Below are 24,316 nucleotides of genomic sequence, written 5' to 3'. Positions count from 1 at the left end.
ACGTGAGCGTCGTTCTCGTCATCAACAGTGGCTCGTCCTCGTTCAAGTACCAGCTGCTGGACGTCGAGACCGAGACGGCGCTGGCGTCCGGGCTCGTCGAGCGCATCGGCGAGGGCATGGGAGCGGCCAGCCACAAGGTGCACTTCACGGGTGTGGGGGCGGCGGCGGTCGATGCCACCTACACGCAGGAGCTGCCGATCCCCGACCACGCCGTCGGGTTCCAGGTGATGCTCGACGCCTTCGCCGAGCACGGTCCGTCGCTGACCGAGAACGCCCCGGTCGCCGTCGGTCACCGCGTCGTCCAGGGCGGAGCGCGCTTCTTCCAGCCCACGCTCATCACCGACCTCGTCGAGATCAACATCGATGAGCTCTCGGTGCTGGCCCCCTTGCACAACCCCGGCGCGGTCCAGGGGATCCGCGCGGCGCGTGCGGCCTTCGGCGACCTGCCCCACGTCGCGGTCTTCGACACGGCGTTCCATCAGACGCTGCCGCCGGCGGCCTACACGTACGCCATCGATCGCGCCATCGCCCGCAAGCACCGCATCCGCCGGTACGGGTTCCACGGAACGAGTCACAAGTTCGTCTCGGAGTCCGTCGCCGAGTACCTCGGCCGCCCGCTGCGCAGCCTCAAGCAGATCGTGCTCCACCTCGGCAACGGCGCATCCATCACCGCCATCGACGGAGGCCACTCGGTCGAGACGTCGATGGGGCTCACCCCGCTCGAGGGGCTCGTGATGGGCACCCGTTCGGGAGATCTCGACCCGTCGATCCTGCTCGTTCTGGCGCGACGCGAAGAGATGTCCCCGGCGGAGCTCGATGCGTTCCTGAACAAGAGCAGCGGGATGCTGGGGCTCGCCGGAGTGTCGGACATGCGCGACATCGAGGACCGCCGCGAAGCCGGCGACGGTCCCGCGTCGCTCGCCTTCGACGTGTACATCCATCGCCTTCGCGCCTACATCGGTTCCTACATCGCCCAGCTGGGCGGCGTCGACGTGATCTCGTTCACGGCGGGCGTCGGCGAGAACTCGCCCCTCATCCGTGCCGCAGCCCTGGAGACGCTCGGTTTCCTCGGCGTCGAGCTGGATGCGGCCGCCAACGAGGAGCGGCGCAAGGGCATCCGGACGATCTCCACCCCGGACTCGTCGGTGACCGTGCTCGTGGTGCCCACGAACGAGGAGCTGGAGATCGCGCGGCAGGCACTTGCCGTCGCCCGCGTCGCCTGAGCGCGCGCGACACCGACGCGTAACCTGCCGCGACTACGCTGGGTGCGCCCGGTCGAGCGCAACTTTGGAGGCTTCGTGACCGACCTGCCCGATCTGTCTTCCTACGACGCCGTGCTCTTCGACCTCGACGGGGTGCTCACCCCGACGGCCGAGGTGCACATGCACGCCTGGCAGACGATGTTCGAGGAGCTGTTCGCCGCGTGGGGCATCACCCCGCCCTACACGGAGCAGGACTACTTCCTGCACTTGGACGGCAAGAAGCGCTATGACGGCGTCGCGAGCCTGCTGCGTTCGCGCGACGTCGAGGTGCCCTGGGGTGAGCCGGACGACGATCCGTCCGCGGACACGGTCTGCGGCATCGGCAACCGGAAGAACGAGGTCTTCGCCCGGGTGCTGCGCGGCGAGGGGATCGCGCCGTACCCCGGCTCGCTGCGCCTGGTCGATCAGCTCCGCGAGCGCGGCGTGCCCGTCGCCGTGGTCTCCAGCTCGAAGAACGCGGAAGAGGTGCTCGCCGCCGCCGGCATCCGTGACCGGTTCGCCGTCGTGATGGACGGCGTCGTCGCCGAGCGCGAGAACCTCGCGTCCAAGCCCGCGCCCGACGTCTTCCTCGGCGGCGCGCGGATGCTGGGGGTCGATCCCGCGCGCAGCGCCGCCGTCGAAGACGCGCTGAGCGGTGCCGCATCCGCTCAGGCCGCGGGCTTCGCCCTGGTCGTGGGCGTCGATCGCGGCGTCGGTGCCGAGGCGCTGCGCGCCGCCGGCGCGGATGTGGTCGTGGACGACCTCGCCGCCTTCGTAGACTGAGCCGGTTCTTTTGCGATACCCGATCGCATCTCCTCACCCGAATCCCTGGCCGTGTCACCGGCGGAAGGCATGTTCATGATCGATAGAGACCGTTTCCCGGTCGACCCGTGGCGACTCGTCGAGCGTTCGTTCGACATCGACGAGGCGGGCGTCACCGAGACGCTGTTCACCGTGGGCAACGGATACCTGGGGCTGCGGGGGAATCAGCCCGAGGGGCGCTTCGGCCACGAGCAGGGCACCTTCATCAACGGCTTCCACGAGGTGTTCCCGATCCGTCACGCCGAGCAGGCCTACGGGTTCGCCGAGGTCGGGCAGACGATCATCAACGCCCCGGATGCCAAGGTCATGCGGGTCTACGTCGACGACGAGCCGCTCTCGTTCGATGTCGCCGAGATCCTCGAGTACGAGCGCATCCTCGACCTGCGCGACGGCGTGCTGCGCCGACACCTGCTCTGGCGCACGCCCTCCGGCAAGGAGGTGCGCATCGACTTCGAGCGCATGGTGTCGTTCGAGGAGAAGCACCTCGCGCTGATGAGCATCGAGGTGACGGTGCTCAACGCCGATGCACCCGTGACCATCAGCTGTCAGCTCGTGAACCGCCAGGACGGCGAGGACGTGTACGGCGGTCGGCCGGCGAGCAAGCTCAAAGCCGGCTTCGACCCGCGCCGCGCCGAGCGCATCGAGGAGCGGGTGCTGCAGCCGCAGGAGTTCTGGCAGGACGGCGCGCGCTCCGTGCTCAGCTACAAGGTGACGCACTCGGAGATGACGCTCGCCGTCGCCGCCGACCACATCGTCGAGACCACGAACGAGTACACGGCGCGCACCCTCATCCAGCCTGACATCGCCAAGAACGTGTTCCGCGTGCAGGCGAAGGCCGGGGTTCCCGTCAAGGTCACGAAGCTCGTCAGCTACCACACCTCGCGCGGGGTGCCCGCGGCCGAGCTCGTCGACCGGTGCCGCCGCACGCTCGATCGCGCCCTCCAGGAGGGCGTGGCGACGCAGTACGCCGTGCAGCGCGCATGGCTCGACGCCTTCTGGGACCGCTCGGACGTGCGCATCGCCGAACACGACGACCTGCAGCAGGCCACACGCTGGTGCCTCTTCCAGCTCGCGCAGGCGGCGGCCCGTGCCGACGGTCTGGGCGTGCCCGCCAAGGGCGTCTCGGGCTCGGGATACAGCGGGCACTACTTCTGGGACACCGAGGTGTACGTGCTGCCCTTCCTCACGTACACGAGCCCGCACTGGGCACGCAACGCCCTGCGGATGCGGGTGCACATGCTCCCCGACGCGCGTCGCCGCGCCTTCCAGCTCAACGAGGCGGGCGCGCTGTTCCCCTGGCGCACGATCAACGGCGAGGAGGCCTCGGCCTACTACGCCGCCGGAACCGCGCAGTACCACATCAACGCCGACGTGAGCTTCGCGCTCGCCAAGTACGTGCGCGCCACCGGCGACGTCGACTTCCTCTACCGCGAGGCGGTCGACATCGCCGTCGAGACCGCGCGGCTGTGGAACTCGCTCGGGTTCTGGCGCGACGAGGTCGACGGTGCGGACTCGTTCCACATCCATGGCGTCACCGGTCCCGACGAGTACACGACGGTCGTCAACGACAACCTCTTCACGAACGTCATGGCGCGCTTCAACCTGCGCTTCGCCGCTCGCACCGTCCGCGAGATGGAGCTCGCCGCTCCCGAGGCCTACCGCCTCATGGCCGACAGACTGGGTCTGGACCCGGAGGAGCCGGAGATCTGGGAGAAGGCGGCCGATGCGATGCACATCCCCTTCAGCCCGGCGCTCGGCATCCATCCGCAGGACGCCGTGTTCCTCGAGCGCGAGGTGTGGGACCTGGAGAACACCCCGGACGAGCAGCGTCCGCTGCTGCTGCACTTCCACCCGCTCGTGATCTACCGCTACCAGGTGCTGAAGCAGGCGGATGTCGTGCTCGCACTGTTCCTGCAGGGCAATCACTTCACGGAGGCGGAGAAGCTCGCCGACTTCCAGTACTACGACCCGCTGACCACCGGCGACTCGACACTCTCGGGCGTCGTGCAGTCGATCCTGGCGGCGGAGGTCGGCTACCAGGACCTCGCGCTGGAGTACTTCCTCGACTCGATCTTCGTGGACCTCGCCGACCTCCACAACAACGCGGCGGACGGCGTGCATGTCGCCTCCGCGGGCGGCGTGTGGGCGTCGCTGGTCTCCGGCTTCGGCGGGATGCGCGACCACTACGGCGAGCTGACGTTCGACCCGCGGCTGCCCGCCGCGTGGCCCGAGCTCTCATACGCGCTCACGTGGCACGCGTCGCACCTGGACATCACGCTGCGTCGTGACGAGATGATCGTGCGCAACCGCGCCGGGGGAGAGGACGTCGCCTTCTCCGTGCGCGGTGTCGCCTACACGATCTCCCCCGATGAGGAGCTCGTCGTGCCGCTGGCCACGCAGGGCCCCGTGCGCCCGGGGCGGCCGACGCTGCAGATGTTCGCCGACGCCAGGCGCGAGGACGGCACGCTGCTCTCCGCATCCGTGCCCACGCTCACCGCCTCGCTTCCCGTCGTGACCGGGCCGACGCTCATCGGCGAGAACGAGGCGCACTTCGATGCCTGACCCGACGTCGCGGCGGGCGAACGCACCCGCCGCGACGTCGGTGGCACGCCGTAGGCTACTGGGGTGACCACAGCCCTCTACCGCCGTTACCGTCCCGAGGCGTTCGGTGAGATGATCGGGCAGTCCCAGGTGACCGACCCGCTCATGACGGCCCTGCGTGGCGACCGCATCGGCCACGCCTACCTCTTCTCCGGCCCGCGCGGATGCGGCAAGACCACCAGCGCGCGCATCCTCGCGCGGTGTCTGAACTGCGCCGAAGGCCCCACCGACACCCCGTGCGGCACGTGCGACAGCTGTGTCGAGCTCGGTCGCGGCGGCGGCGGATCCCTCGACGTCGTCGAGATCGACGCGGCCAGCCACAACGGTGTCGACGACGCGCGCGATCTCCGCGAGCGGGCGATCTTCGCCCCGGCCCGCGACCGGTTCAAGATCTTCATCCTCGACGAGGCGCACATGGTCACCCCGCAGGGGTTCAACGCGCTGCTGAAGCTCGTCGAGGAGCCGCCCGCGCACGTCAAATTCATCTTCGCCACGACCGAGCCCGAGAAGGTCATCGGCACGATCCGCTCGCGGACCCACCACTATCCGTTCCGCCTCGTGCCGCCCGCGGCGATGCTCGAATACGTGCAGCAGATGTGCGAGACCGAGGGCGTCTCGGTCGAGCCCGGGGTGCTGCCGCTGGTCGTCCGCGCGGGCGGCGGCTCGCCGCGCGACACGCTGTCGCTGCTCGACCAGCTCATCGCCGGCTCCGAGAACGCGGCGATCGGCTACGAACGCGCGGTCGCCCTCCTCGGCTACACGCACGCCGAGCTGCTCGATGAGGTCGTCACCGCCTTCGGCGACCTCGATGCCGCCTCCGCGTTCGCCGCGGTCGACCGTGTCGTGCAGACCGGGCAGGATCCGCGGCGTTTCGTCGAAGACCTGCTCGAGCGTCTTCGCGATCTCATCGTCATCGCCGCCACCGGTGCGGGTGCGTCCGCCGTGCTGCGCGGCATCCCCTCCGACGAGCTCGAGCGCATGTCGCGTCAGGCCGAGATCATCGGCACGGCACGCCTGTCGCGCACCGCCGACATCGTCGTGGCCGCCCTCGACGAGATGTCGGGAGCAACGTCGCCGCGCCTCCAGCTCGAGCTCATGGTCGCCCGGGTGCTCGCCAACGCTCCCACCGTCGGTTCGGCTCCCGCGGCCCCGGCGGCGGCGCGTCCCGCCCCCTCGTCCGCCCCCCGCGCGGCCGAGGCTGCGGCCGTGCCCGTTCCGCCGACCCCCGTCCCGGTGGCGGCGCCCGCACCCTCCGCGCCTGCCCCCTCCGCGGCCGTCGCCGAGCCCGTCGCCGAGCCGGCGGCGCAGCCCGCGCCCGAGATCCCGGCCGGTCCCGTCACGGTGCAGCGACTGCGTGATGCGTGGCCCGAGGTGCTCGGGCGCCTGGAGACCATCAGCCGCAGCTCGTGGCTGATCGCGACGGCGGCGCGCGTCGCCGCTCTCGAGGGCGACATCCTCACGCTCAGCTTCCGCAGCCAGAGCGACATCGCCGCGTTCAAGAAGCGCACGGCGGGCGCCGGGCCCAGCGAAGACCTTCGTCAGGCGATCCAGGGCGTGCTCGGCATCCGGGTCAAGTACATCGCGCGCCACGACCAGGACACCGACCCCGCCCCGCCCGCTGAGGCGGCTCCCGCAGCACCCCCCGCGCCGCCTCGTGCGGAGCCGTCCGCTCCGCCGGCCGAGCGACCGGGTCCCGCTCGTGCGTCCTCCGCTGCTCCGGTCACCGAGTGGGCCGTCGCGCCGATCCCGACCTCGGATGCGGGGGAGGCGCCCGCGGCGCCCGTCGCGCAGCTGGCCGTCGACGAGGAGCCCGAAGACGCCCAAGCGTCTGCGATGCGCACGCTGACCGTGGCGCCGCCCGAGGGCGCCGTGCTGCCCGCGGGCGAGGTCGCGACGTCGTTCGACCCCGAAGAGCCGGTCGATCCCGCCGACGAAGAGATGTACCCGACGGATGTGGCGGCCATCCCGCCCGTCGTGCCGCCGCCCGCGCCCGTGCGCTCCGCGCCGACCGACGGCATCCAGCGCTACGGCGAGGCGGTGGTGCGCCAGGTCCTCGATGCGCGCTTCGTGCGTGAAGAGCCCTACCAGCAGCCGACGAGGTTCTCCTGATGTACGACGGCATCGTCCAGAACCTGATCGACGAGTTCGGCCGTCTGCCGGGGATCGGTCCGAAGTCCGCTCAGCGGATCACGTTCCACATCCTTCAGACGCCGAACTTCGACGTCTCCCAGCTCGCCCAGCTCCTCGTCGAGGTGCGCGAGAAGGTGCGCTTCTGCGAGATCTGCGGCAATGTGTCAGAGCAGGATCGCTGCGCGATCTGTCGCGACCCGCGCCGCAACGAGACGCTCATCTGCGTCGTCGAAGATGCGAAGGATGTGGCGGCGATCGAGCGCACGCGGGAGTTCCGCGGGCTGTACCACGTGCTCGGGGGCGCGATCAGTCCGATCGCCGGTGTCGGCCCCGACGACCTGCGCATCACGCAGCTCATGCAGCGCCTTGCCGACGGAACGGTGCAGGAGGTGATCCTCGCCACCAATCCGAACCTGGAGGGCGAGGCGACGGCCACCTATCTCAGCCGCCTACTGACGACGCTGTCGATCCGCGTGACCCGACTCGCCTCCGGTCTCCCGGTCGGCGGTGACCTGGAGTACGCCGACGAGGTCACGCTCGGGCGGGCCTTCGAGGGCCGCCGCGCGATCTGAGCGAGCGGGTCAGCGGCTGCGCCCCGGCCCGTCGTAGCGCCGCGCCTTCGCACGCGAACGGGTCACGCCCGACAGAGACGCCCGTACGGGCTGTCCGAGGTAGAGGCCGAGCGAGGCGCCGACGGCGAGGCTGATCCCGATCACGGCGGCGTTCACGAGCGTCGCGAACCCGGTCATCATCACCGCGGTGTCGCCCGCGGACTCGACGACACCCAGAAGCCCGCGGAACACCGCGGCGCCCGGCACCATCGGCAGGATCGCCGCCGTCGTCACCGCCACCGACGGAACGTGGAGACGGAAGGCGATCACGATGCCCACGAAGCTCGCCACGAAGGCTCCGATGCCGCTCGCCGCGGCGACCTCCAGTCCCGCTGCCGCGGCGATCGTGTAACCGCCCCACGCGACCAGGCTGAGCAGCGCACTGACGGCGACCACGCGTCCGCCGGCGCCGTTGAAGACGGCGACCGCGATCGCGATGATCGACGCGCCGACGAACTGCATGAGCGGCGGCCCGAGCGGCAGTGCCGTGTCGGGCGGTTCCATCGCAAGTCCCATCACCCGCACGGTCTCGAGCCCCGCGAGGATGCCGATCACGACACCGATCGTCTGCGTGACGAGCTCCAGGATGCGTCCGGTCGCCGTCAGGGCGAAGCCGTCGATCGCGTCCTGTGCGGCTCCGACCACGGTGAGTCCCGCGAGCATGAGCACGATGCCGGCCGCCACGATGACCGAAGGGCGGATATCGTCCGCGCCGGGGACGCCCAGGACCGCGAGGAAGCGGCTCATCGCCGCGATGACCGTGAGCACGAAGGCGCCGGCGACTTGGCTGAAGAAGTACGGGACGCGGGCCTTCGCGAGGGCGAACTGCGTGAGGGCGGCACAGGCCGCCCCCGTGAACGCGAGCGCTATGAGCAGCCAGTTCGCGCCGAACATGACCGCGACGCCGACGGCGAGTGCGCCCTGGGCCGTGATGACGGCGGCCGGCGGATAGCGGAACGGCGCGCGGCGGATGCGGCGTGCCGCCGCCTGGGCATCGTCGAGGCCCATCCCAGCGGAGATGTCGGCGACGAGTGCCTGCAGTCGCATCAGGCGGTCGTGGTCGGGGGTGCTGCCGCGCACGACGCGCAGGAGGGTGACGGGCCGGGCGGCGCCCGAGCGGTGGTAGGCCGCGGTGATCGAGTTGTACGTGACGTCGACGTGAACCGGTGTGAGGCCGTAGACCTCGCATACGCGCACGATCGTCAGGGTGACGTCGCTCGCCGGCGCGCCGGCGACGAGCATCGTCTCGCCCATCCGGACCGCGAGATCCAGGATGCGCACGCTGAGGGCGTCGTCGACGACGGGCAGGAGATCCGTCGTGTCAGCGGGCGGTTCCACGCGTCGGCGCGCGGGCCTGAAGAACCTCGGCAGGGCGGGGCGGGGGGACATCGAGTGCGTCGGCCTCCGTGTCAGCGGTGTCCTCTCGAGGGTAACCGGCGAGGTCGGAGCCCGTCGTCACATGGCGGGGACGGAATGCCGGGCTGCCTAAGATGGAGCGTTGGACGCCGCATCCGAGCGTTCCATCGTCGTCGCGCCGGACACGGCGCATCCCCGGGAGCAGCACAGTGGCGTTGATCGTCCAGAAGTACGGCGGGTCGTCGGTCGCCGACGCCGAGAGCATCAAGCGCGTCGCGAAGCGCATCGTCGACACCCGTCGCGCCGGCCACGACGTCGTCGTGGCGGTCAGCGCGATGGGCGACACGACCGACGAGCTCCTCGATCTGGCGAACGAGGTGGCGCCGATCCCCGCACCCCGCGAACTCGACATGCTGCTCTCCTCGGGCGAGCGCATCTCGATGGCGCTGCTGGCCATGGCCATCCACTCGATGGGCTTCGAAGCGCGCTCCTTCACCGGCAGCCAGGCCGGCATGATCACCGATGCGAAGCACGGTGCGGCCCGCATCGTCGACGTGACCCCCGTGCGCCTGCGCGAGGCACTGGACGAGGGCGCGATCGTCATCGTCGCCGGCTTCCAGGGCTTCAACCGCGACACCCGCGACATCACGACCCTCGGCCGCGGCGGCTCCGACACCACGGCGGTCGCGCTGGCCGCCGCCCTCGGCGCCGACGTGTGTGAGATCTACAGCGACGTCGACGGCATCTTCACCGCTGACCCCCGTGTCGTCCCGCGTGCCCGCAAGCTTCCCGTCGTCTCGACGGAGGAGATGCTGGAGCTCGCCGCCAACGGCGCGAAGGTGCTGTACATCCGTGCGGTCGAGTACGCGCGCCGCCACGGCGTGGTCATCCACGCGCGGTCCACCTTCAGTTCGAGCGAGGGCACCTTCGTGCTCGACGCGCAGCAGCGTTCCGCCTACATCCCCGAGGGAGAAGCCATGGAAGAGCCGATCGTCGCCGGCGTCGCCACCGACCTCAGCCAGGCCAAGATCACCGTCATCGGTGTTCCCGACGTGCCCGGCAAGGCCGCCGAGATCTTCAAGATCGTCGCCAAGTCCGGCGCCAACGTCGACATGATCGTGCAGAACGTCTCGGCCGCGGCCACGGCCCGCACCGACATCTCCTTCACCCTGCCCAAATCGGACGCCGCGGCCGCGCTGAAGGCGCTGGCCGCCGATCAGCTGGATGTCGGCTTCGAGGCGCTGGTGCACGACGACCAGATCGGCAAGCTGTCTGTGGTGGGCGCGGGCATGCGCACGAACTCGGGCGTCAGCGCGACCCTGTTCGAGGCCCTGAGCACGGCGGGCATCAACATCGAGATGATCTCCACCTCCGAGATCCGCATCTCGGTCGTGCTGCGTGCCGACGACATCGCCGAGGCGGCGCGGGTCGTGCACACGGCTTACGGCCTTGACGGCGAAGGCGACGCGGTCGTCTACGCCGGCAGCGGTCGCTGACCCGCTCTACGTCCGCGGTGACGAGGGCGCCTCGCGTCGCCGGTCCGGCAGCCGGTTCCAGAACGGCTCCGGCAGCCGCTCTCCCGACAGCGCCCAGGCGATGACGTAGAGCACAGCTCCCACCAGGAACAGCGCGAGCAACACGACGCCGACCACGGCGCCCGGCGCCAGTGCGAGATACAGCAGCGGCGCGAGCGCGCGCCCGCGGCGGTAGGTGAGTCTCGCCACCAGTGCGAGGGCTGCGATGAGGACGGTTGCCGTGTACGCGCTCACGACGCCGCCCAGCACGACGATGGTGCCGGTCGGGTCGCCCGCGAGGGCTCCCATCAGGACTCCGATGCCGGTCAGCACGAGGGCCCCTGCCAGATAGAGCGAGGAGAAGACGACGATCGGACCCTCGGTCAGACGCGAGCGCACGATCGGCTCGAACAGCGGGCCCAGTCGTCGGCGCAGGCGGTTCGCCCACGACACGACAAGTCCCACTGACGCCGTCCACACGCAGATCTGCGCCACGATGACGGCGACGGCGGGGGTGGCCGTGTCGACACGCCAGCCGAGCAGGCCGGGCCCGAACGCGCAAAGGGCCAGCACCAGGGCGCTCGCGACCGCGACGATCGCCAACGGCGGGACCAGAAGGCGGGCGCTCGCCATCTCGAATGCCGTCTCGGTGTCCGTGTCCTGCGGAGCCTCGCCCAGCATCCGGGCGAGCTGGATCGCCGCATCCGCGTCGTCGTCGCGGCGGCTGATGATGGGCCACAGGCGCCTGGCCCACGGATGCGTCGGATCGATCGCCAGCGCCGCGCTCACATGTTCCTCGGCGTCTCGGCGGCGTCGTCCGCGCACGAGGGCATCGGCCAGCTGCGCGTGCAGGTCGGCATCGTCGGGTTGCTGGCGCAGTGCTTGTACGAGTGCCTCGATCGCGTCGTCCACCCGACGGCAGCCGAGCATGACATCGGCGTACACCGAGAGCGCCCAGGGGGTCTCGCCCGACAGGCGACGCACCGTGTCCGCACCCTCGGCGGCATCATCCCACCGGTGCAGGTCCAGCGCCGTGAGTGCGGCCAGGCGCCAGGCCCACGCGGCATCCGGGTAGAGCGCCACCGCCTGACGGGCGAGGTCGTCGGCCTCGTCGATCCGCTGGAGCACCCGGAGGCACTCGGCGCTGATCCGCAGTGCCGGCGCCGATTCCGGTTGCCGGGCGAGTTCGCGTCCGGCTTCGCGCAGCGCATCGTCGTGACGACCGAGATCGAGGAGCGTCTGGGCGTGCGCCAGCGCCGCGGCGGGCGCCTCGCTCATCGCCGCCCGCTCTGACGCAGATACTCGCGCAGCTGGGCGAACGTTCCGTCATCCTCTCCGAAGCGCACCACGTTGCGTGCCGACTCGAGCCAGGGCCCAGTTGACGGGGTGACCTGTGCGATGCTCTGTCGGAGGTCGGCCATCCCGATCAGGCGCGGCACGCCGCTCCGGCTGCTTTCGAGCAGCGCGTTCTCGCTCGCCAACTCGCAGACGTACGCCAGATCCGCACCGCTGAAACCCTCGGTGTCGGCGGCCAGCGAGGCGAGGTCGACGCCTTCGACCGGGCGCCCCGCGAGGTGGTGGCGCAGGATCGCCTGGCGCGCCTGCGCGTCCGGCGGCAGGACGAGCAGGGTGCGGTCGAGCCTGCCCGGACGGCGAAGCGCCGGGTCCACGTCCCAGGGCTGATTGGTCGCGGCGAGCACGAACACGCCCTCGTTGTCGCTGCCGAGGCCGTCGAGCTCTTCCAGGAGCGAGACGACCACCCCGCGCATCCCGTTCTGCCGAGCGAGCGACCGGCGCTGGCCGATCGCATCGATCTCATCGATGAAGAGCACGGTGGGCGCCTGCCTGCGGGCGAGCTGGAACAACTCCCGCACATTGCGTTCGCTGTCGCCCATGTACTGACCCAGGATGTCGCTCAGCCCGACGCTCACGAATGAGGCGCCGAGCTCGCCGGCCACGGCGCGGGCGAGGAACGTCTTGCCGCATCCCGGGGGACCGTACATCAGGAGACCGCCGCGCAGGCTCTTGCCGTACAGGGCGCGCAGCTCGGGGTTGCGCAGCGGAGCCAGGAAAGCGGACTCCAGGCGCTCCTTCACCTCCCGCATCCCGCCGACGTCGGCGAGCGTCACGCTCGAGCGCTGCACGTCGTGCTCGTCGAATGCGGGTGCGCCGTCGCCGACGAACACGGGCTGCGCGATGTGGCCGACCTCGGCCTCCGCCGCCGACCAGTCGAACCCGGTGTCGCCCGAAGCCGAGTCCGGTGCCGGTGGGGCGGATGCGGGGGAGGCCGGCGAGGGAGCCTGGAGGATGCGGGCGAGCATCTCGCGCGCGCGGGCGTTGCCGGGTTCCGCGGCGAGGACCGTGCTCGCCTCGGCCAGTGCGCGCTCGGTGCGTCCCCGATCCAGCAGCACGGTCGCTAGGTGCAGTCGCAGCTCCGCATCCGTCGGCGCTGCCGCGACCGCACGTGCGAGAGCGTCGATGACCGGATCCTCCACGGCATCCCCTTCCGTCCTCCGCCATTGTCTGTCACGTCACGCCGTCACACAGCGCTTTCCCCAGGGATGGGCATCCGCCGCCGCACGGTAGAATCGGGCAACCCTGCGCCCGTCCACGCTTGATGCGGCGCGCCCCGCGACATCCCGAGGAACAGACATGACCCGCATCTCCGAATCCGGACTCTCCGTCGCCGTCGTCGGCGCCACCGGTCAGGTCGGCACCGTCATGCGGGAGATTCTCGCCGAGCGCTCCTTCCCGATCGGTGAGCTGCGCCTGTTCTCCACGGCGCGCTCGGCCGGTACCGCTGTCGAGTTCGGCTGTCAGACGGTCATCGTCGAGGACGTCGCGACGGCCGACCCCGCCGGCATCGACATCGCCCTCTTCTCCGCGGGCGCCACCGGCAGCCGCGCGCACGCGCCCCGCTTCGCCGAGGCCGGCGCGGTCGTCATCGACAACTCGAGTGCCTGGCGCAACGACCCCGAGGTCCCTCTGGTCGTCAGCGAGGTCAACCCGCACGCGATCGATGAACGCCCCAAGGGCATCATCGCGAACCCGAACTGCACCACGATGGCCGCCATGCCCGTGCTCAAGGTCCTCGACGCCGAGGCGGGCCTCGAGCGACTCATCGTGAGCACCTACCAGGCCGTCTCCGGGTCCGGCCTCGCCGGTGCCCAGGAGCTGCTCGGACAGGTCGAGGGCGTTCTCGCCCAGGGCGACACCCTGCGTCTCGTGCACGACGGGTCCGCGGTCGACTTCCCCCAGCCGGAGAAGTACATCGCGCCCATCGCGTTCGACGTGATCCCGTTCGCCGGCAACCTGGTCGACGACGGTGAGAACGAGACCGACGAGGAGAAGAAGCTCCGCAACGAGAGCCGCAAGATCCTCGAACTGCCCGAGCTGCGCGTGGCGGGCACCTGCGTGCGCGTCCCCGTCTTCACAGGCCACTCGCTGTCGATCAACGTCGAGTTCGCGCGGGACATCACCCCCGACCGCGCCCGCGAGCTGCTCGCGGCAGCGCCCGGCGTCGCGCTGGAGGAGGTCCCCACGCCGCTGCAGGCCGCGGGGAGCGACCCCAGCTACGTCGGTCGTATCCGCCGCGACCAGTCGGCGCCCGAGGGCAAGGGGCTCGTGCTGTTCATCAGCAACGACAACCTCCGCAAGGGTGCCGCGCTCAACGCGGTGCAGATCGCCGAGATCGTCGCCGCACGCCTGGGCGTCACCGCCTGAGTCGCGCCTGCGGCAAGAACCGCGAAAGTTCCCGCGCGTGCGCCCCCTCCCACTGGCGGAGGGGGCGCGCGCGCCGCTTTAGACTTGTCGGGTGACAGGAAACGTCGACGTCCTCCTGATCGGTGGCGGCATCATGAGCGCCACACTCGGGACTTTTTTGCAGCAGCTCCAGCCGGACTGGAAGATCGCGGTGTTCGAGCGCCTGGGTGAGGTCGCCCAGGAGAGCTCCAACGCGTGGAACAACGCCGGAACGGGACACGCGGCGCTGTGCGAGCTGAACTACATGCCCGCCGCCCCCGACGGCTCGGTCGATCCCGCCAAAGCCGTGGCGATCAACGAGCAGTTCCAGCAGAGCCGGCAGTTCTGGTCGACGCTCGTCGAGCGCGGCGTGCTCGCCGCCCCCGAGACGTTCATCAACCGCACGCCCCACATGACGTTCGTGCGCGGTGAGAAGGATGTGGCCTACCTCAAGCGCCGGTACGAGTCACTGAAGCAGCAGCCGCTGTTCGAGGGCATCGAGTACAGCGAGGACTCCCGGGTCATCAACCAGTGGGCGCCCCTGCTGATGCAGCAGCGTCGCAAGGGCGAGCCGTTCGCCGCGACGCGGGTGCCCAGCGGCACCGACGTCGACTTCGGGTCGCTCACCCGGCAGCTGCTGGATTCGATGCAGCGGGGCGGCGCCGAGGTCCTCACGGGCCGCGAGGTGCGTTCGCTCAAGCGGCAGAAGGACGGCTCGTGGCAGGTCGGCTACCGTCACACGGTGGGCCGCACGCCGGGACGCATCAACGCGCGCTTCGTGTTCATCGGGGCGGGCGGCTGGGCGATCAAGCTGCTACAGCGCTCCCGCATCCCCGAGGCGAAGGGCTACGGCGTCTTCCCCATCGGTGGACAGTGGCTGAAGACCAGCAACCCCGCCCTCGTCGCGCAGCACAAGGCGAAGGTCTACTCGCAGGCATCCGTGGGCGCGCCGCCCATGTCGGTGCCGCACTTGGACACCCGTGTCGTCGACGGTGAGACCTCGTTGCTGTTCGGTCCGTTCGCGACCTTCAGCCCGAAGTTCCTCAAGAACGGCTCGCCCTGGGACATCGTCACCCAGGTGCGCCTCTCGAACCTCGGCAGCATGCTCACGGCCGGCGCCACCAACCTCAACCTTGTGAAGTACCTCGTCAGCGAGCTGCTGAAGACGCACAAGAAGAAGGTCGACAGCCTCCGCGAGTTCATGCCGTCCGCCGACGGCGCGGACTGGGAGCTGCTGAACGCCGGTCAACGCGCCCAGGTCATGAAGGGCGGCAAGCTGCAGTTCGGCACCGAGGTCGTCGCCGCGGCGGACGGCTCGATCGCGGGTCTGCTGGGCGCGTCTCCGGGAGCCTCGACCGCCGTGTCGATCATGCTGGGCTTGTTGAAGTCCTGCTTCCCCGACCGCATCGGCGAGTGGGAGCCGCAGCTGCGGGAGCTCATCCCCAGCTACGGCACGACGCTGAACCCGGATCCGGCTGCGGCCGAGGCGTCCCTCGCCGCGACGGCCGAGGAGCTGCACCTCACGGTCTGATCCGGCGCCGCCACGAAGCGGACGCGGTGAGCCGCCTAGAATCTCTAGGTGGCCAAGCTCTACTTCCGCTACGGGGCGATGAACTCCGGCAAGTCGACGGCGCTGTTGCAGGCCGCGTACAACTACGAGGAACGCGGCCAGCATGTCCTGCTGGCCAAGCCCGAGATCGACACGAAGGGCGCCGACCGCATCTCGAGCCGCTTGGGCATGTCACGCGGGGTGGACTTCCTCATCCGGCCCGAGGACGACCTGCGCGAGCTCTTCGCGGCGCACCGCGCTCGGGTTCTCGCGGCGGAGGGTGCGGATGTGGCGTGCCTGCTCATCGATGAGGCGCAGTTCCTGACGCGTACTCAGGTCGACGATCTGCTGCGCATCGTGGTGCTGGACGGCGTGCCGTCCCTCGCCTACGGCATCCGCACCGACTTCCAGACGCACGCGTTCCCCGGTTCACGCCGCCTCATGGAACTCGCCCACAGCTTGGAGGAGCTGAAGACGATCTGTCGCTGCGGTCGCAAGGCCCTCTTCAACGCGCGGCTGGTCGGAGGCCGCTTCGTCTTCGAGGGCGACCAGGTGGCGATCGACGAGCTCAGCCACGAGAAGGTCACGTACGAGTCGATGTGCGCGCAGTGCTACCTGACCGCATCCGGCGGACGCCTCAGCTGAGCGCCTCGGCGCTCTGGCGGCTGCGCGGCGGCCACGGGACCAGCATCGAGGTCGTACGCCGGTACTCGGCGTAGGCCGGGTACTTGCCGGCGGAGATCGATTCCGTGAACACGGTCGAGCCGATGAACAGCAGAGTCAGTAGGATCGGCCCCGCGATCGTCACATTGATCGCTCCGCCCAGGATGCCGGCACCGGCGCTGAGGGCCGCGTTGGCGCCGATCAGGTACAGCACCCACCACTGCGCCTGCTCGAAGAAGAAGTTGGGGTGGCGGCTGTAGCGGAACAGTCCGGTGGTCACGAAGCCGGGCGGGAGCTCGCCGCCGGCCGCGGCTTTGGCTCGATGGAAGTTCCACTGCTGCTGATCGGCGAGCCACTCCCCGGCGAGGAAGACGAGGAACAGCAGCGCCCACACCGCATCCCACACGTTCAGCGGCGTCGCGTTCAGCATCGCGGCCGCCGCGGGCAGGGTGATCAGCACGAGCAGCGCGTTCTGATACAGCACGATGAACAGCAGATTGAAGACCTGGAACTGCCACGGCCGCATCCGCGCTCGCAGGATCGCCCAGCGATAGTCCTCCATGCCGCTGTAGCCGCCCTTGCGGGCGAAGTTGAAGGTGAGGCGCGCACCCCAGAGCGTCACGAGCACGGCCATCAGGATGAGCCGCGCCGCGTCGAGGCCGCCAGCGATCGCCACGCCCGCGAAGATCCACACGTAGGCGACCGGCACGATCGACCAGATCCGATCGACCCATGAGGTGTCCTTCGTGATCAGCGACAGGATCCAGCACAGCGCGCAGACTGCACCGGCGAGCACGATGACCATCCCCAGAGCGCCCATGACGTCACCGTAGCGCGCGCACGGCGGCGCGGGGAAGGGTCAGCGTGTGGGGAGGGTGGGGATGAGGGTGTCGAGGTAGTCGGCGGTGTCTTGCCAGCCGTGGACGGCGTGGCAGGTGACGCCGAGGGCGAGGACGGGGTAGTCGTTGCCGTCGGGGTCGAGGCGGTCGCCGATGAAGAGCATGTCGTCGAGGCTGATGCCGGTGTGTTCGGCGAGGCGTTGCATGCCGTAGGCCTTGTCGATGCCGCGGTGGGTGATGTCGACGCTGGTGGATCCGCCGGAGCGGACTTCGAGGTCGGGGATGCGGGCGGCGACGGCTTCGCGGAGGGTGTTCTTCTTCTCGCCGGTGGGGTCCCAGGCGGTCTTCGCGTCCAGGGGTGCGGACTGGCCGAGGGCGGAGAAGGTGATCTGCGAGCCGCGGTCTTCGAGGATGGGTCCCCAGGTCTGTTCGGCCCAGAGTCCGAGGCGTTTGGCTTCTTCTTCGACGGCGGCCAGGGCGCGGGTCTTCTCGTCGTCGGTGAGGCTGTGGGCGTAGACGGTGGTGATGCCCGCGGGGGTGAGGCGGTAGTACTGGGTGCCGCAGGTGGGCAGCAGGTGCATGTGGTCGAGGATGTCGTCGGTGGTCTCGGGCAGCTGCTCGACGACCTGGGCGCGGAACTGGGCGAGCTGGCCGCCGGAGATGATCGCGACCTCCACCCGTGAGGCGAGCGCGAGCAGCAGGTCCGCGATCCGCGGATCGACCGCGCTCTTGGACGGGGCGAGCGTGTCGTCCAGATCGAACGCAACAAGCTTCGGCGGCTGAGTCATGACGGCTCTCCAGCGGGTGTCGGGATCTGCCGGCGGCCCGGCGGAAGGATCTGAGCGCGGCGGCGCGGCTCCCGCCATCCTATCGGGGGCGACCGCACCCGCCGTGCGCGCCCGGCGCCCACGCCGCCTCGTCCGGCGCCCCCGCCTCCTCCGCCCCGCCACCCCTGACCGCGGGGAGGAGGGGGAACGCAAGAAGAGGCCGACCCGAAGGTCGACCTCTTCTGCTGTGCGGTCGGGGTGACAGGATTTGAACCTGCGGCCTCTTCGTCCCGAACGAAGCGCGCTACCAAGCTGCGCCACACCCCGTGGCAACCGTTCGAGTCTACCCCAGCCCGAGCGATTCCCCGAATCGCGGAGGCATCATCGGAGCTGCGTACGGTGCCGACGGAACGCGACGACGGATGCCGCTGCGAACCCGAGGGCGAGCGCGCCCACTCCCAGTCCCGCGACCGTGCGCATAGAGGGTCCGCCGCTGATCGCCAGCATGTCGACGAAGGTCGTCTCACCCTCCTCTCCGCACGTACCGGTGTGCAGCACGACGAGTTCGGCGCCCGGCACGGGTCGGTAGGCGAGTTCAGCGATCCAGAGTTTCGTCCCCGCCTCAGCCGAGGTGACATCAGGGGAGACGTACTCACCTGATGCGGAGACCGCCACCGGAGACGTCCGATGCTCGAGCGTCTCCGCGTCGCAGCGTGGCTCGGTGCCCGGCTCGTTGTGGAACACCGAGAACACCAGCTGCGCATCGACGCCGTCGCCGAGCCCCGTGACCGTGGCCCGGTCGATGTACGGGTCGCCGACACCCGCGTGTTCGACTGCGCGGGTGGTCACCGCGGGCTGCTCGACGACCGTCGTCTCTTCGGCGAGACCGCAGGTTCCGCGGGCGAGCAGACGGGCCTCGCCGCCCTCGGGCATGTGCCAGAGCGACTCGACCCAGTAGTGCACGCCGGCAGCGTGCAGGCGGACAGCGGGGGAGGCGTACTCGCCCGCAGCGGTCACGGCGACAGGGGACGCGGAGGTCTCGGCTACGCGCGTCTCGGGCGTGCAGGCTTCCGCGGGGGTGACGCCCTCGGGCGCCTGGAACACCTCGAAGCTCAACCACGTGGTGCCCGTCGTCGGGACGAGACCCTCGACCAGCGCCATGTCGACCGCCGCGCCGCCCAGCCCCACGGAGCTCACAGCCCGCGTCGACACCGTCGGCATGGCGGCGCGGGTCGTCTCGCTCTCGACGCCGCACGCGCCCTCGTGGATCAGCCGACCCTCGGCATCGGCCGCGCGTTCGCGCCACACGTAGGTGCCGAAGTCGGGCACCACGGGGCCCGAGACGCGCACCGATCCCGGTTCCGTCACGCGTAGCGGTTCCTCCGGCCCCTGCCAGACGAGGTTCTCGGTCGTGCACGCATCCGTCGCCGCGACGCCGTCGGGAACGCGGAACACGGATGCGGTCACGAGAACCCCGGACGTCGGGAGAGGCGCCCCCACGATCACCTCGTCGGACATCCGGTCGCCGACCGCCACGAGGGCATCGGCTCTCGATGAGACCTCCGGGATCATCGTGATCTGACTCTGCACCCCGAAGCGTTCCTGCCAGACGTAATCGGCGGTGAACGCCGCTGCGGTCTCCGGGCTCTGCCGGGAGCGCTCGATGCGCCATACGGCGGTGTAGAAGCCGGGGCCGGGCAGCGGATCAGCGGACTCGACCCGGTACGGCGCCGTCGGGCCGATGGCGGGGTCGGTGGTCACCTCGAGCTCGGCGACCTCCTCCGCGTCGGTCGGGGGAGCGTCCGTGAGCTGCGGCTCCGTCTCCGTCCGATACAGGGTCGCGATGGCCGTGACCGGAAGGTAGCCGCCGTCGATCGTGCGGGCCCAGGTGCCTCGGGCGCTGGCGAACGTCACGTCGTCGACGTAGGCGCCACCCGGGATGTAGCGCGACACCACCTGCGTCGTGACGAGCGGGTCGAACGTCGTGTCACGCTCCTGCTCGTCGGCACCGGCGAGCGGGAACTCGAGGCGGCCGCCCGGCCCCGCCGTGTCCTGGCCGCCCGGCGTCGTGAAGTGACGAACGACGGGCAGGAAGCCGCCGATGAAGTGCCCCTCACCCGAGACGCGGAAGCGCGTGCCTCCGGCGGGAGCGGATGCGAGGATGTCGTACGCCACACCGATCTGTGCGTCGTCTCGCGCAGCCTCACCGGTGTCGGCGAAGACCGCGTTCTGCAGCGTGATCCGCCCGCGCGCTCCTGCGGCGTCCGCGACGGCGGTCACCGTGCCGCGCAGGGGAGAAGCCGCATCCGTCGCGAACTGCAGCGAGCCGGTCGCCGTCGTCTGTCCGGCAGGCAGTGCCATCGCCTCCGCGTAATAGGCGGCGGCGAGATTCTGCACGGCGCCGTTGTGGTCGGGCGCGACATGACGGAAGACCCAGTCGATCGCGCCTTGCAGGGTGTCGCCGGGATAGCCGAAGTGATGCAGCGACTCGTTCCAGTTCGCGATCGCCTTCACCGCCCAGGCGACGGCCGCCGCCTGCACGGGGTCGTCGGTCTGCCCGTAGGTCGAGACGAGCATGTTGATCGCGGTGAGTCGCTGCGGGTCGAGACCGGCGGCATTCGGACTCAGTCCGTTGTCGACGCTGTCGCCCGTGGGAAGGGGGCGCCCGGGAAAGATGCAGTAGGTGTGCATGCCGCTGATGGCCATCGAGCCGTGCCACCCGTAGCGGGTAGAGCTCGCCCACTCGCCGAAGCCGGTTCCGGGAGAGGCTGCGGATGCGGGCATGATCGACACCGCGGCGGCGACGACGGCGGCGGCGAGGACGAGGAGAGCGGCGAGCACACGTTTCATGTCCCCGATGCTCGGCGGCATCCGCATCCCCCGCCGGGCGATACGGGCGAACGGGGACGGCGCGCGCGCCGCATCCGGCTGTGGAGAACCGGACCCTCTCCGTCAGGCCGCGGGGATCAGCGTCAGAAGCGAGGCCTCCGGACGGCAGCCGAAGCGCACCGGCGCGAAGATCGAGTGGCCGATGCCGGCGCTCACGTTCAGCGGCACGCGGCGGCCGCCGCGTGCCCACGTGCTGAGGCCCCGGGCCTGGTCGAGCGGGATATCGCAGTTGGCGACGATCGCCTTCGAGGAGAACGGGATGCGCACCTGACCGCCGTGCGTGTGCCCCGCCAGCAGCAGATCGGCGTCGAGGTCGACGAAGGCATCGAGCACCCGTCGGTACGGCGCGTGCGTCACACCCAGCACCAGATCCGCCTCGCCCGCCGCGCGTTGTTCGGCCCGCTTCGGCACGAGAGCGGGGAGGTCGTCCCAGCGTCGGTGCGCGTCGTTCACGCCGAAGGCGTCGATGCGCAGCCCCGCCACCTCGAGCGTCGTCGTGGTGTTGTCGAGGGCGTGCCAGCCGAGCTCGTCTGTCAGGAATCGATCGAGAGCGCCCGTGTCGAGCGCCTCCGCCGACCGATGCGCCTTCGACGGGCCCGTGAAGTAGCGCAGTGGATTGCGGGGCGACGGCGCGTACAGATCGTTCGAGCCGTGCACGTACACGCCGGGAACGCCCCGCAGGCCGGCGAAGGCGTGCCGGATGCCTGCGAGTCCCTCTGCGTGACCGAGATTGTCGCCCGTGTTCACGACGAGGTCCGGCGCGAGCTCCGCGAGGCGCCCGATCCACTCCTGCTTGCGGTGCTGCCACGGCGCCATGTGCGCGTCGGACAGGTGTAGCAGGCGCAGCTCGCGCGCGCCCGCGGGCAGGATCGGGAGGGTGTGCTCGCGCAGCGTGAACAGGTACCGCTCGACACCCATGCCCCACACCGCCGCGCCTACGCCGACCGCCCCCACCGCTGCGACAGCGGTGAGGGCGGAACGGCTCGGACTGCCGGTCAACAGCTCTTCTTGGAGTAGTTGATCAGGATCTGCGAGCCGCGGTTGACGGCCGTGCCCGCAGCGGGGTTGGTGCCCGTAGCGCGGCTCTCGTTGTCGGGCAGCTTGTCGTCCGGGGTGCAGGCGCCCAGCGCGATGGAGGTGAATCCCGCATCCTGGAGCGTCTTCTGCGCATCCTGAACCTTGCCGCTGACGGCCGGGATGGTCGCCCCCTGGCCGTTGCTGGGGTTGATCGTGACGGTCGTGCCGCCCGCGACCTGACCCGCGCCGGGGTTCTGCGCAGCGACGATGTCCGTCGGCTGGTCGGAGTCGACCGGGTCGCCCACCGTCACCTCGAAGCCGGCGTTCTGCAGCGTCGTCTGCGCCTGGTCGATGGTCTGCCCGACGACGTTGGGCAGCTCCTTCAGCGTGCGCTTCGTGAGGTTCGGATCCGGCGCGGGGAAGTCACCCGCGGGGTAGACCTGGTCGGCCGTGCGCTGCAGGTTCTTGGCCAGCGTGTAGCGGATGTTCTGGAGACCGCGACCGAACATGTCGTTGTCGCCATTGACGGTACCGACCCAGGCGGCGTTGACGACGCGCGTGCTCGACTCGATCATCCACGTCTGCTTGCTCTCGTGCGTTCCCGTCTTACCGATCAGCTGGGTGCCGTCGTAGGGGTTCGCGTTGTTTCCCGTCCCCCCGTTCATGACGCCTCGGAGGGCGTAGGCGGCGGTGGCGGCGACCTCGGGAGAGACCTGCTGCGTGCAGGTGCGATCGGGGGCTTTGAGCTCATTGCCGGCAGCGTCCGTCACGCGCTCGATGGCCTGCGGCTGGCAGTAGATGCCGTTGTTCGCGATGGTGCCGTACGCGCCCGCCATGGCGATCGGCGAGATGTTGTCGACACCGATGACCTCCGACGGGTTCGACATGGTGATGTCACGTCCGTCGCCGGTCGTCACGCCCATCTTCTTCGCGACCTTCGCGATATCGCACATGTCGAGCTCGGCGGCCATGGCGAGGTAGCCGGTGTTCAGCGACTGCGCCGTGAACGACATGGGCGTTCCCACGCCGCCGCTGACCTTGCCGAAGTTGTTGATGGGGGTGCTGTTGACGATGTTGCCGGTGCAGGAGTTCGTGAAGTTCTTGAAAACCCTCATCCGGCCGTCGAGCACCTCGTTCACCGATCGGCCCTGCTCCAGCCAGTCGACGAGCGTGAAGAGCTTGAACGTCGAGCCCGCCTCGAAGCCGATGGAGTTGCCGAACGTGGAGTCACCTGCGTAGACGAGGGAGCTGTAGCCCTCGCCGGCATTCGCCTCTTCCGAGAAATTCGTGTTCTGGGCGATCGCCAGGATGCGGCCGGTGGACGCCTCGATGCTGACGGTCGCGGCACCGAAGTCGATGCCCGAAACGGATGCGGGGGCGTTCTCGGCCATGCTGACCGTCGCCTGGTACTGCATGTCGGGATCGAGTGTCGTGTAGATCTGCAGACCGCCGCGGCGCAGGTTCATCGCGCGCTCCGTGTCATCGGCACCGAAGGCCGGGTCCTTCTTGACCACGGAAACCACGTACTGGCAGAAGTACGGCGCGCTGGTCGCGGCGCACCCTGTGGTCGGCTGCGTGATCACCGGCGTGATCGGCTCGGCCACCGCGGCGTCGTGCTGCTCCTGCGTGATCTTGCCGTCGGAGAGCATCCGATCGAGCACGTACGTCTGGCGCTTCTTGGTGAGGGCGTAGCCGTCAGCGGCGCCGTTCGTCTCGCGATTGGGCTGATCGATGCGGTACGTGTTGGGGTTCTGCACGATGCCGGCGAGGGTGGCCGCCTGGCCGAGTGTCACGTTGGCCGCGGGTACACCGAAGTAGTACCGGGATGCGGCGTCGATGCCGTAGGTCGTGCCGCCGAAGTTGGCGATGTTCAGGTAGCCGAGCAGGATGTCGTTCTTCGAGTACTTCTGCTCGAGCCCGATCGCGTAGCGCATCTCCTGGAGCTTGCGCTCGATGCCTTCGCTGCCGGATGAGTTCGTCGCCTCGAGGAAGCACGACTGCCGCTCGTCCTCGCTCTGCGCGTTCCACTCGCAACGCTGGATCAGGATGTTCTTCACGTACTGCTGGCTGATCGTCGACCCGCCCTGGGTGTTCGCGCCGCCCTCGAGGTTGGAGAGCACCGCACGCGTCGTGCCGATCAGGTCGACGCCGCCGTGGTCGTAGTACCGCGGGTCTTCGCTGGAGAGGATCGCGTCGTACATGACGGTCGCGATCTGGTCGAACTTCACCGGCGAACGGTTCTGGTCGTAGAAGGAGGTCTGCGGGACGAAGTTACCCGTGCCGTCCTTCCAGTAGATCGTCGACGGCTCCATGATGTCGTCGATCTCGAGGTAGTTCGGCATGTTGTCGAACAGCTTGATCGCTTGCGATGTCGCGGCGCCGGTGACGGCGATGGCGGGCGTGACCGTGGCGGTGATGAGAACACCGGCGACGACGCTCAGGCCGACGAGTCCGGCGAGGCCAGAGAGCACACCGGTGGCCGTGCGTTTCTTATCGGGCATAGGGTGATCGTAAGCCAGGATGCTGGGCGAACACTCGATGGCACGGCATCCGGTTCCCGCTGTTTCCGGGGCTCA

At 69.8% G+C, this 24,316-nt stretch carries 17 protein-coding genes and 1 tRNA gene; 9 read left to right on the top strand and 9 right to left on the bottom strand.

From position 1 onward, the window contains the following. Window positions 1–2: 2 nt before the first annotated feature. The 5 genes from EHF32_RS08370 to recR all read left to right on the top strand — a co-directional run bounded on the left by EHF32_RS08370 (window position 3) and on the right by recR (window position 7,366). Complete coding sequence (locus EHF32_RS08370; RefSeq protein ID WP_137417748.1) at window positions 3–1,223, top strand: acetate/propionate family kinase; 1,221 nt, start codon at window positions 3–5, stop codon at window positions 1,221–1,223. Window positions 1,224–1,298: 75 nt separating this feature from the next. Beyond that, window positions 1,299–2,024 carry an HAD family hydrolase gene (locus tag EHF32_RS08365; protein ID WP_137417747.1) on the top strand — a complete coding sequence of 242 codons (726 nt, stop codon included), beginning with the start codon at window positions 1,299–1,301 and terminating at the stop codon, window positions 2,022–2,024. 75 nt (window positions 2,025–2,099) lie between these two features. Then, complete coding sequence (locus tag EHF32_RS08360; RefSeq protein WP_137417746.1) at window positions 2,100–4,625, top strand: glycoside hydrolase family 65 protein; 2,526 nt, start codon at window positions 2,100–2,102, stop codon at window positions 4,623–4,625. 63 nt (window positions 4,626–4,688) lie between these two features. Continuing rightward, window positions 4,689–6,773, top strand: coding sequence for a DNA polymerase III subunit gamma and tau (locus EHF32_RS08355; RefSeq protein WP_137417745.1), 2,085 nt, complete (start codon window positions 4,689–4,691; stop codon window positions 6,771–6,773). Then, the gene (gene recR / locus EHF32_RS08350; RefSeq protein WP_137417744.1) at window positions 6,773–7,366 is read left to right on the top strand and encodes a recombination mediator RecR; all 594 of its coding nucleotides are present in this window, start codon (window positions 6,773–6,775) and stop codon (window positions 7,364–7,366) included. The genes EHF32_RS08355 and recR overlap by 1 nt, the downstream gene beginning before the upstream one ends. A gap of 9 nt (window positions 7,367–7,375) precedes the next feature. On the opposite strand, the gene EHF32_RS08345 is transcribed toward recR, so the two are convergent. Next, window positions 7,376–8,743: a threonine/serine ThrE exporter family protein gene (locus EHF32_RS08345; RefSeq protein ID WP_238343664.1), complete on the bottom strand. Its 1,368-nt coding sequence runs from the start codon at window positions 8,741–8,743 to the stop codon at window positions 7,376–7,378. A 227-nt stretch (window positions 8,744–8,970) separates the two neighbouring features. Between EHF32_RS08345 and EHF32_RS08340 the strand changes: the two genes are divergently transcribed. Continuing rightward, the gene (locus tag EHF32_RS08340) at window positions 8,971–10,257 is read left to right on the top strand and encodes an aspartate kinase (RefSeq protein WP_137417742.1); all 1,287 of its coding nucleotides are present in this window, start codon (window positions 8,971–8,973) and stop codon (window positions 10,255–10,257) included. Window positions 10,258–10,263: 6 nt separating this feature from the next. On the opposite strand, the gene EHF32_RS08335 is transcribed toward EHF32_RS08340, so the two are convergent. Continuing rightward, the gene (locus EHF32_RS08335) at window positions 10,264–11,553 is read right to left on the bottom strand and encodes a tetratricopeptide repeat protein (protein WP_137417741.1); all 1,290 of its coding nucleotides are present in this window, start codon (window positions 11,551–11,553) and stop codon (window positions 10,264–10,266) included. Next, window positions 11,550–12,770 (bottom strand): tetratricopeptide repeat protein, encoded by a 1,221-nt coding sequence (locus EHF32_RS08330; protein ID WP_137417740.1) that lies wholly within the window; start codon window positions 12,768–12,770, stop codon window positions 11,550–11,552. The genes EHF32_RS08335 and EHF32_RS08330 overlap by 4 nt, the downstream gene beginning before the upstream one ends. Window positions 12,771–12,927: 157 nt before the next feature. Between EHF32_RS08330 and EHF32_RS08325 the strand changes: the two genes are divergently transcribed. The 3 genes from EHF32_RS08325 (at window position 12,928) to EHF32_RS08315 (ending at window position 16,210) form a co-directional block, all read left to right on the top strand. Further along, window positions 12,928–13,998: an aspartate-semialdehyde dehydrogenase gene (locus EHF32_RS08325; RefSeq protein WP_137417739.1), complete on the top strand. Its 1,071-nt coding sequence runs from the start codon at window positions 12,928–12,930 to the stop codon at window positions 13,996–13,998. 133 nt (window positions 13,999–14,131) lie between these two features. Beyond that, complete coding sequence (gene mqo, locus EHF32_RS08320) at window positions 14,132–15,547, top strand: malate dehydrogenase (quinone) (RefSeq protein ID WP_234075400.1); 1,416 nt, start codon at window positions 14,132–14,134, stop codon at window positions 15,545–15,547. Window positions 15,548–15,595: 48 nt separating this feature from the next. Next, entirely contained in the window at window positions 15,596–16,210 is a 615-nt protein-coding gene (locus tag EHF32_RS08315) for a thymidine kinase (protein WP_137417737.1), read from the top strand. Here EHF32_RS08315 and EHF32_RS08310 read toward each other — a convergent pair. From EHF32_RS08310 to EHF32_RS08285, 6 genes are all read right to left on the bottom strand, one after another. Beyond that, complete coding sequence (locus EHF32_RS08310; RefSeq protein WP_137417736.1) at window positions 16,203–17,048, bottom strand: DUF1295 domain-containing protein; 846 nt, start codon at window positions 17,046–17,048, stop codon at window positions 16,203–16,205. The two genes, EHF32_RS08315 and EHF32_RS08310, sit on opposite strands and share 8 nt — an antisense overlap. 39 nt (window positions 17,049–17,087) lie before the next feature. Continuing rightward, the gene (locus EHF32_RS08305) at window positions 17,088–17,855 is read right to left on the bottom strand and encodes an HAD-IIB family hydrolase (RefSeq protein ID WP_161594073.1); all 768 of its coding nucleotides are present in this window, start codon (window positions 17,853–17,855) and stop codon (window positions 17,088–17,090) included. 232 nt (window positions 17,856–18,087) lie between these two features. Further along, window positions 18,088–18,161, bottom strand: a tRNA-Pro gene (locus EHF32_RS08300). A gap of 54 nt (window positions 18,162–18,215) precedes the next feature. After that, entirely contained in the window at window positions 18,216–20,684 is a 2,469-nt protein-coding gene (locus tag EHF32_RS08295) for a hypothetical protein (RefSeq protein ID WP_137417734.1), read from the bottom strand. Window positions 20,685–20,786: 102 nt separating this feature from the next. Beyond that, on the bottom strand, window positions 20,787–21,722 hold the full coding sequence (locus tag EHF32_RS08290) for a metallophosphoesterase (RefSeq protein WP_238343663.1): 936 nt from the start codon (window positions 21,720–21,722) through the stop codon (window positions 20,787–20,789). Next, the gene (locus EHF32_RS08285; RefSeq protein ID WP_137417733.1) at window positions 21,719–24,241 is read right to left on the bottom strand and encodes a transglycosylase domain-containing protein; all 2,523 of its coding nucleotides are present in this window, start codon (window positions 24,239–24,241) and stop codon (window positions 21,719–21,721) included. Before EHF32_RS08285 ends, EHF32_RS08290 begins: the two co-directional genes overlap by 4 nt. Between the last annotated feature and the right edge of the window lie 75 nt (window positions 24,242–24,316).

The organism is Microbacterium sp. RG1 (assembly GCF_005347485.1).
In the GTDB taxonomy this organism is placed as follows: Bacteria; Actinomycetota; Actinomycetes; order Actinomycetales; family Microbacteriaceae; genus Microbacterium; species Microbacterium binotii_A.
This window is presented reverse-complemented; position numbering and strand designations above follow the sequence as displayed.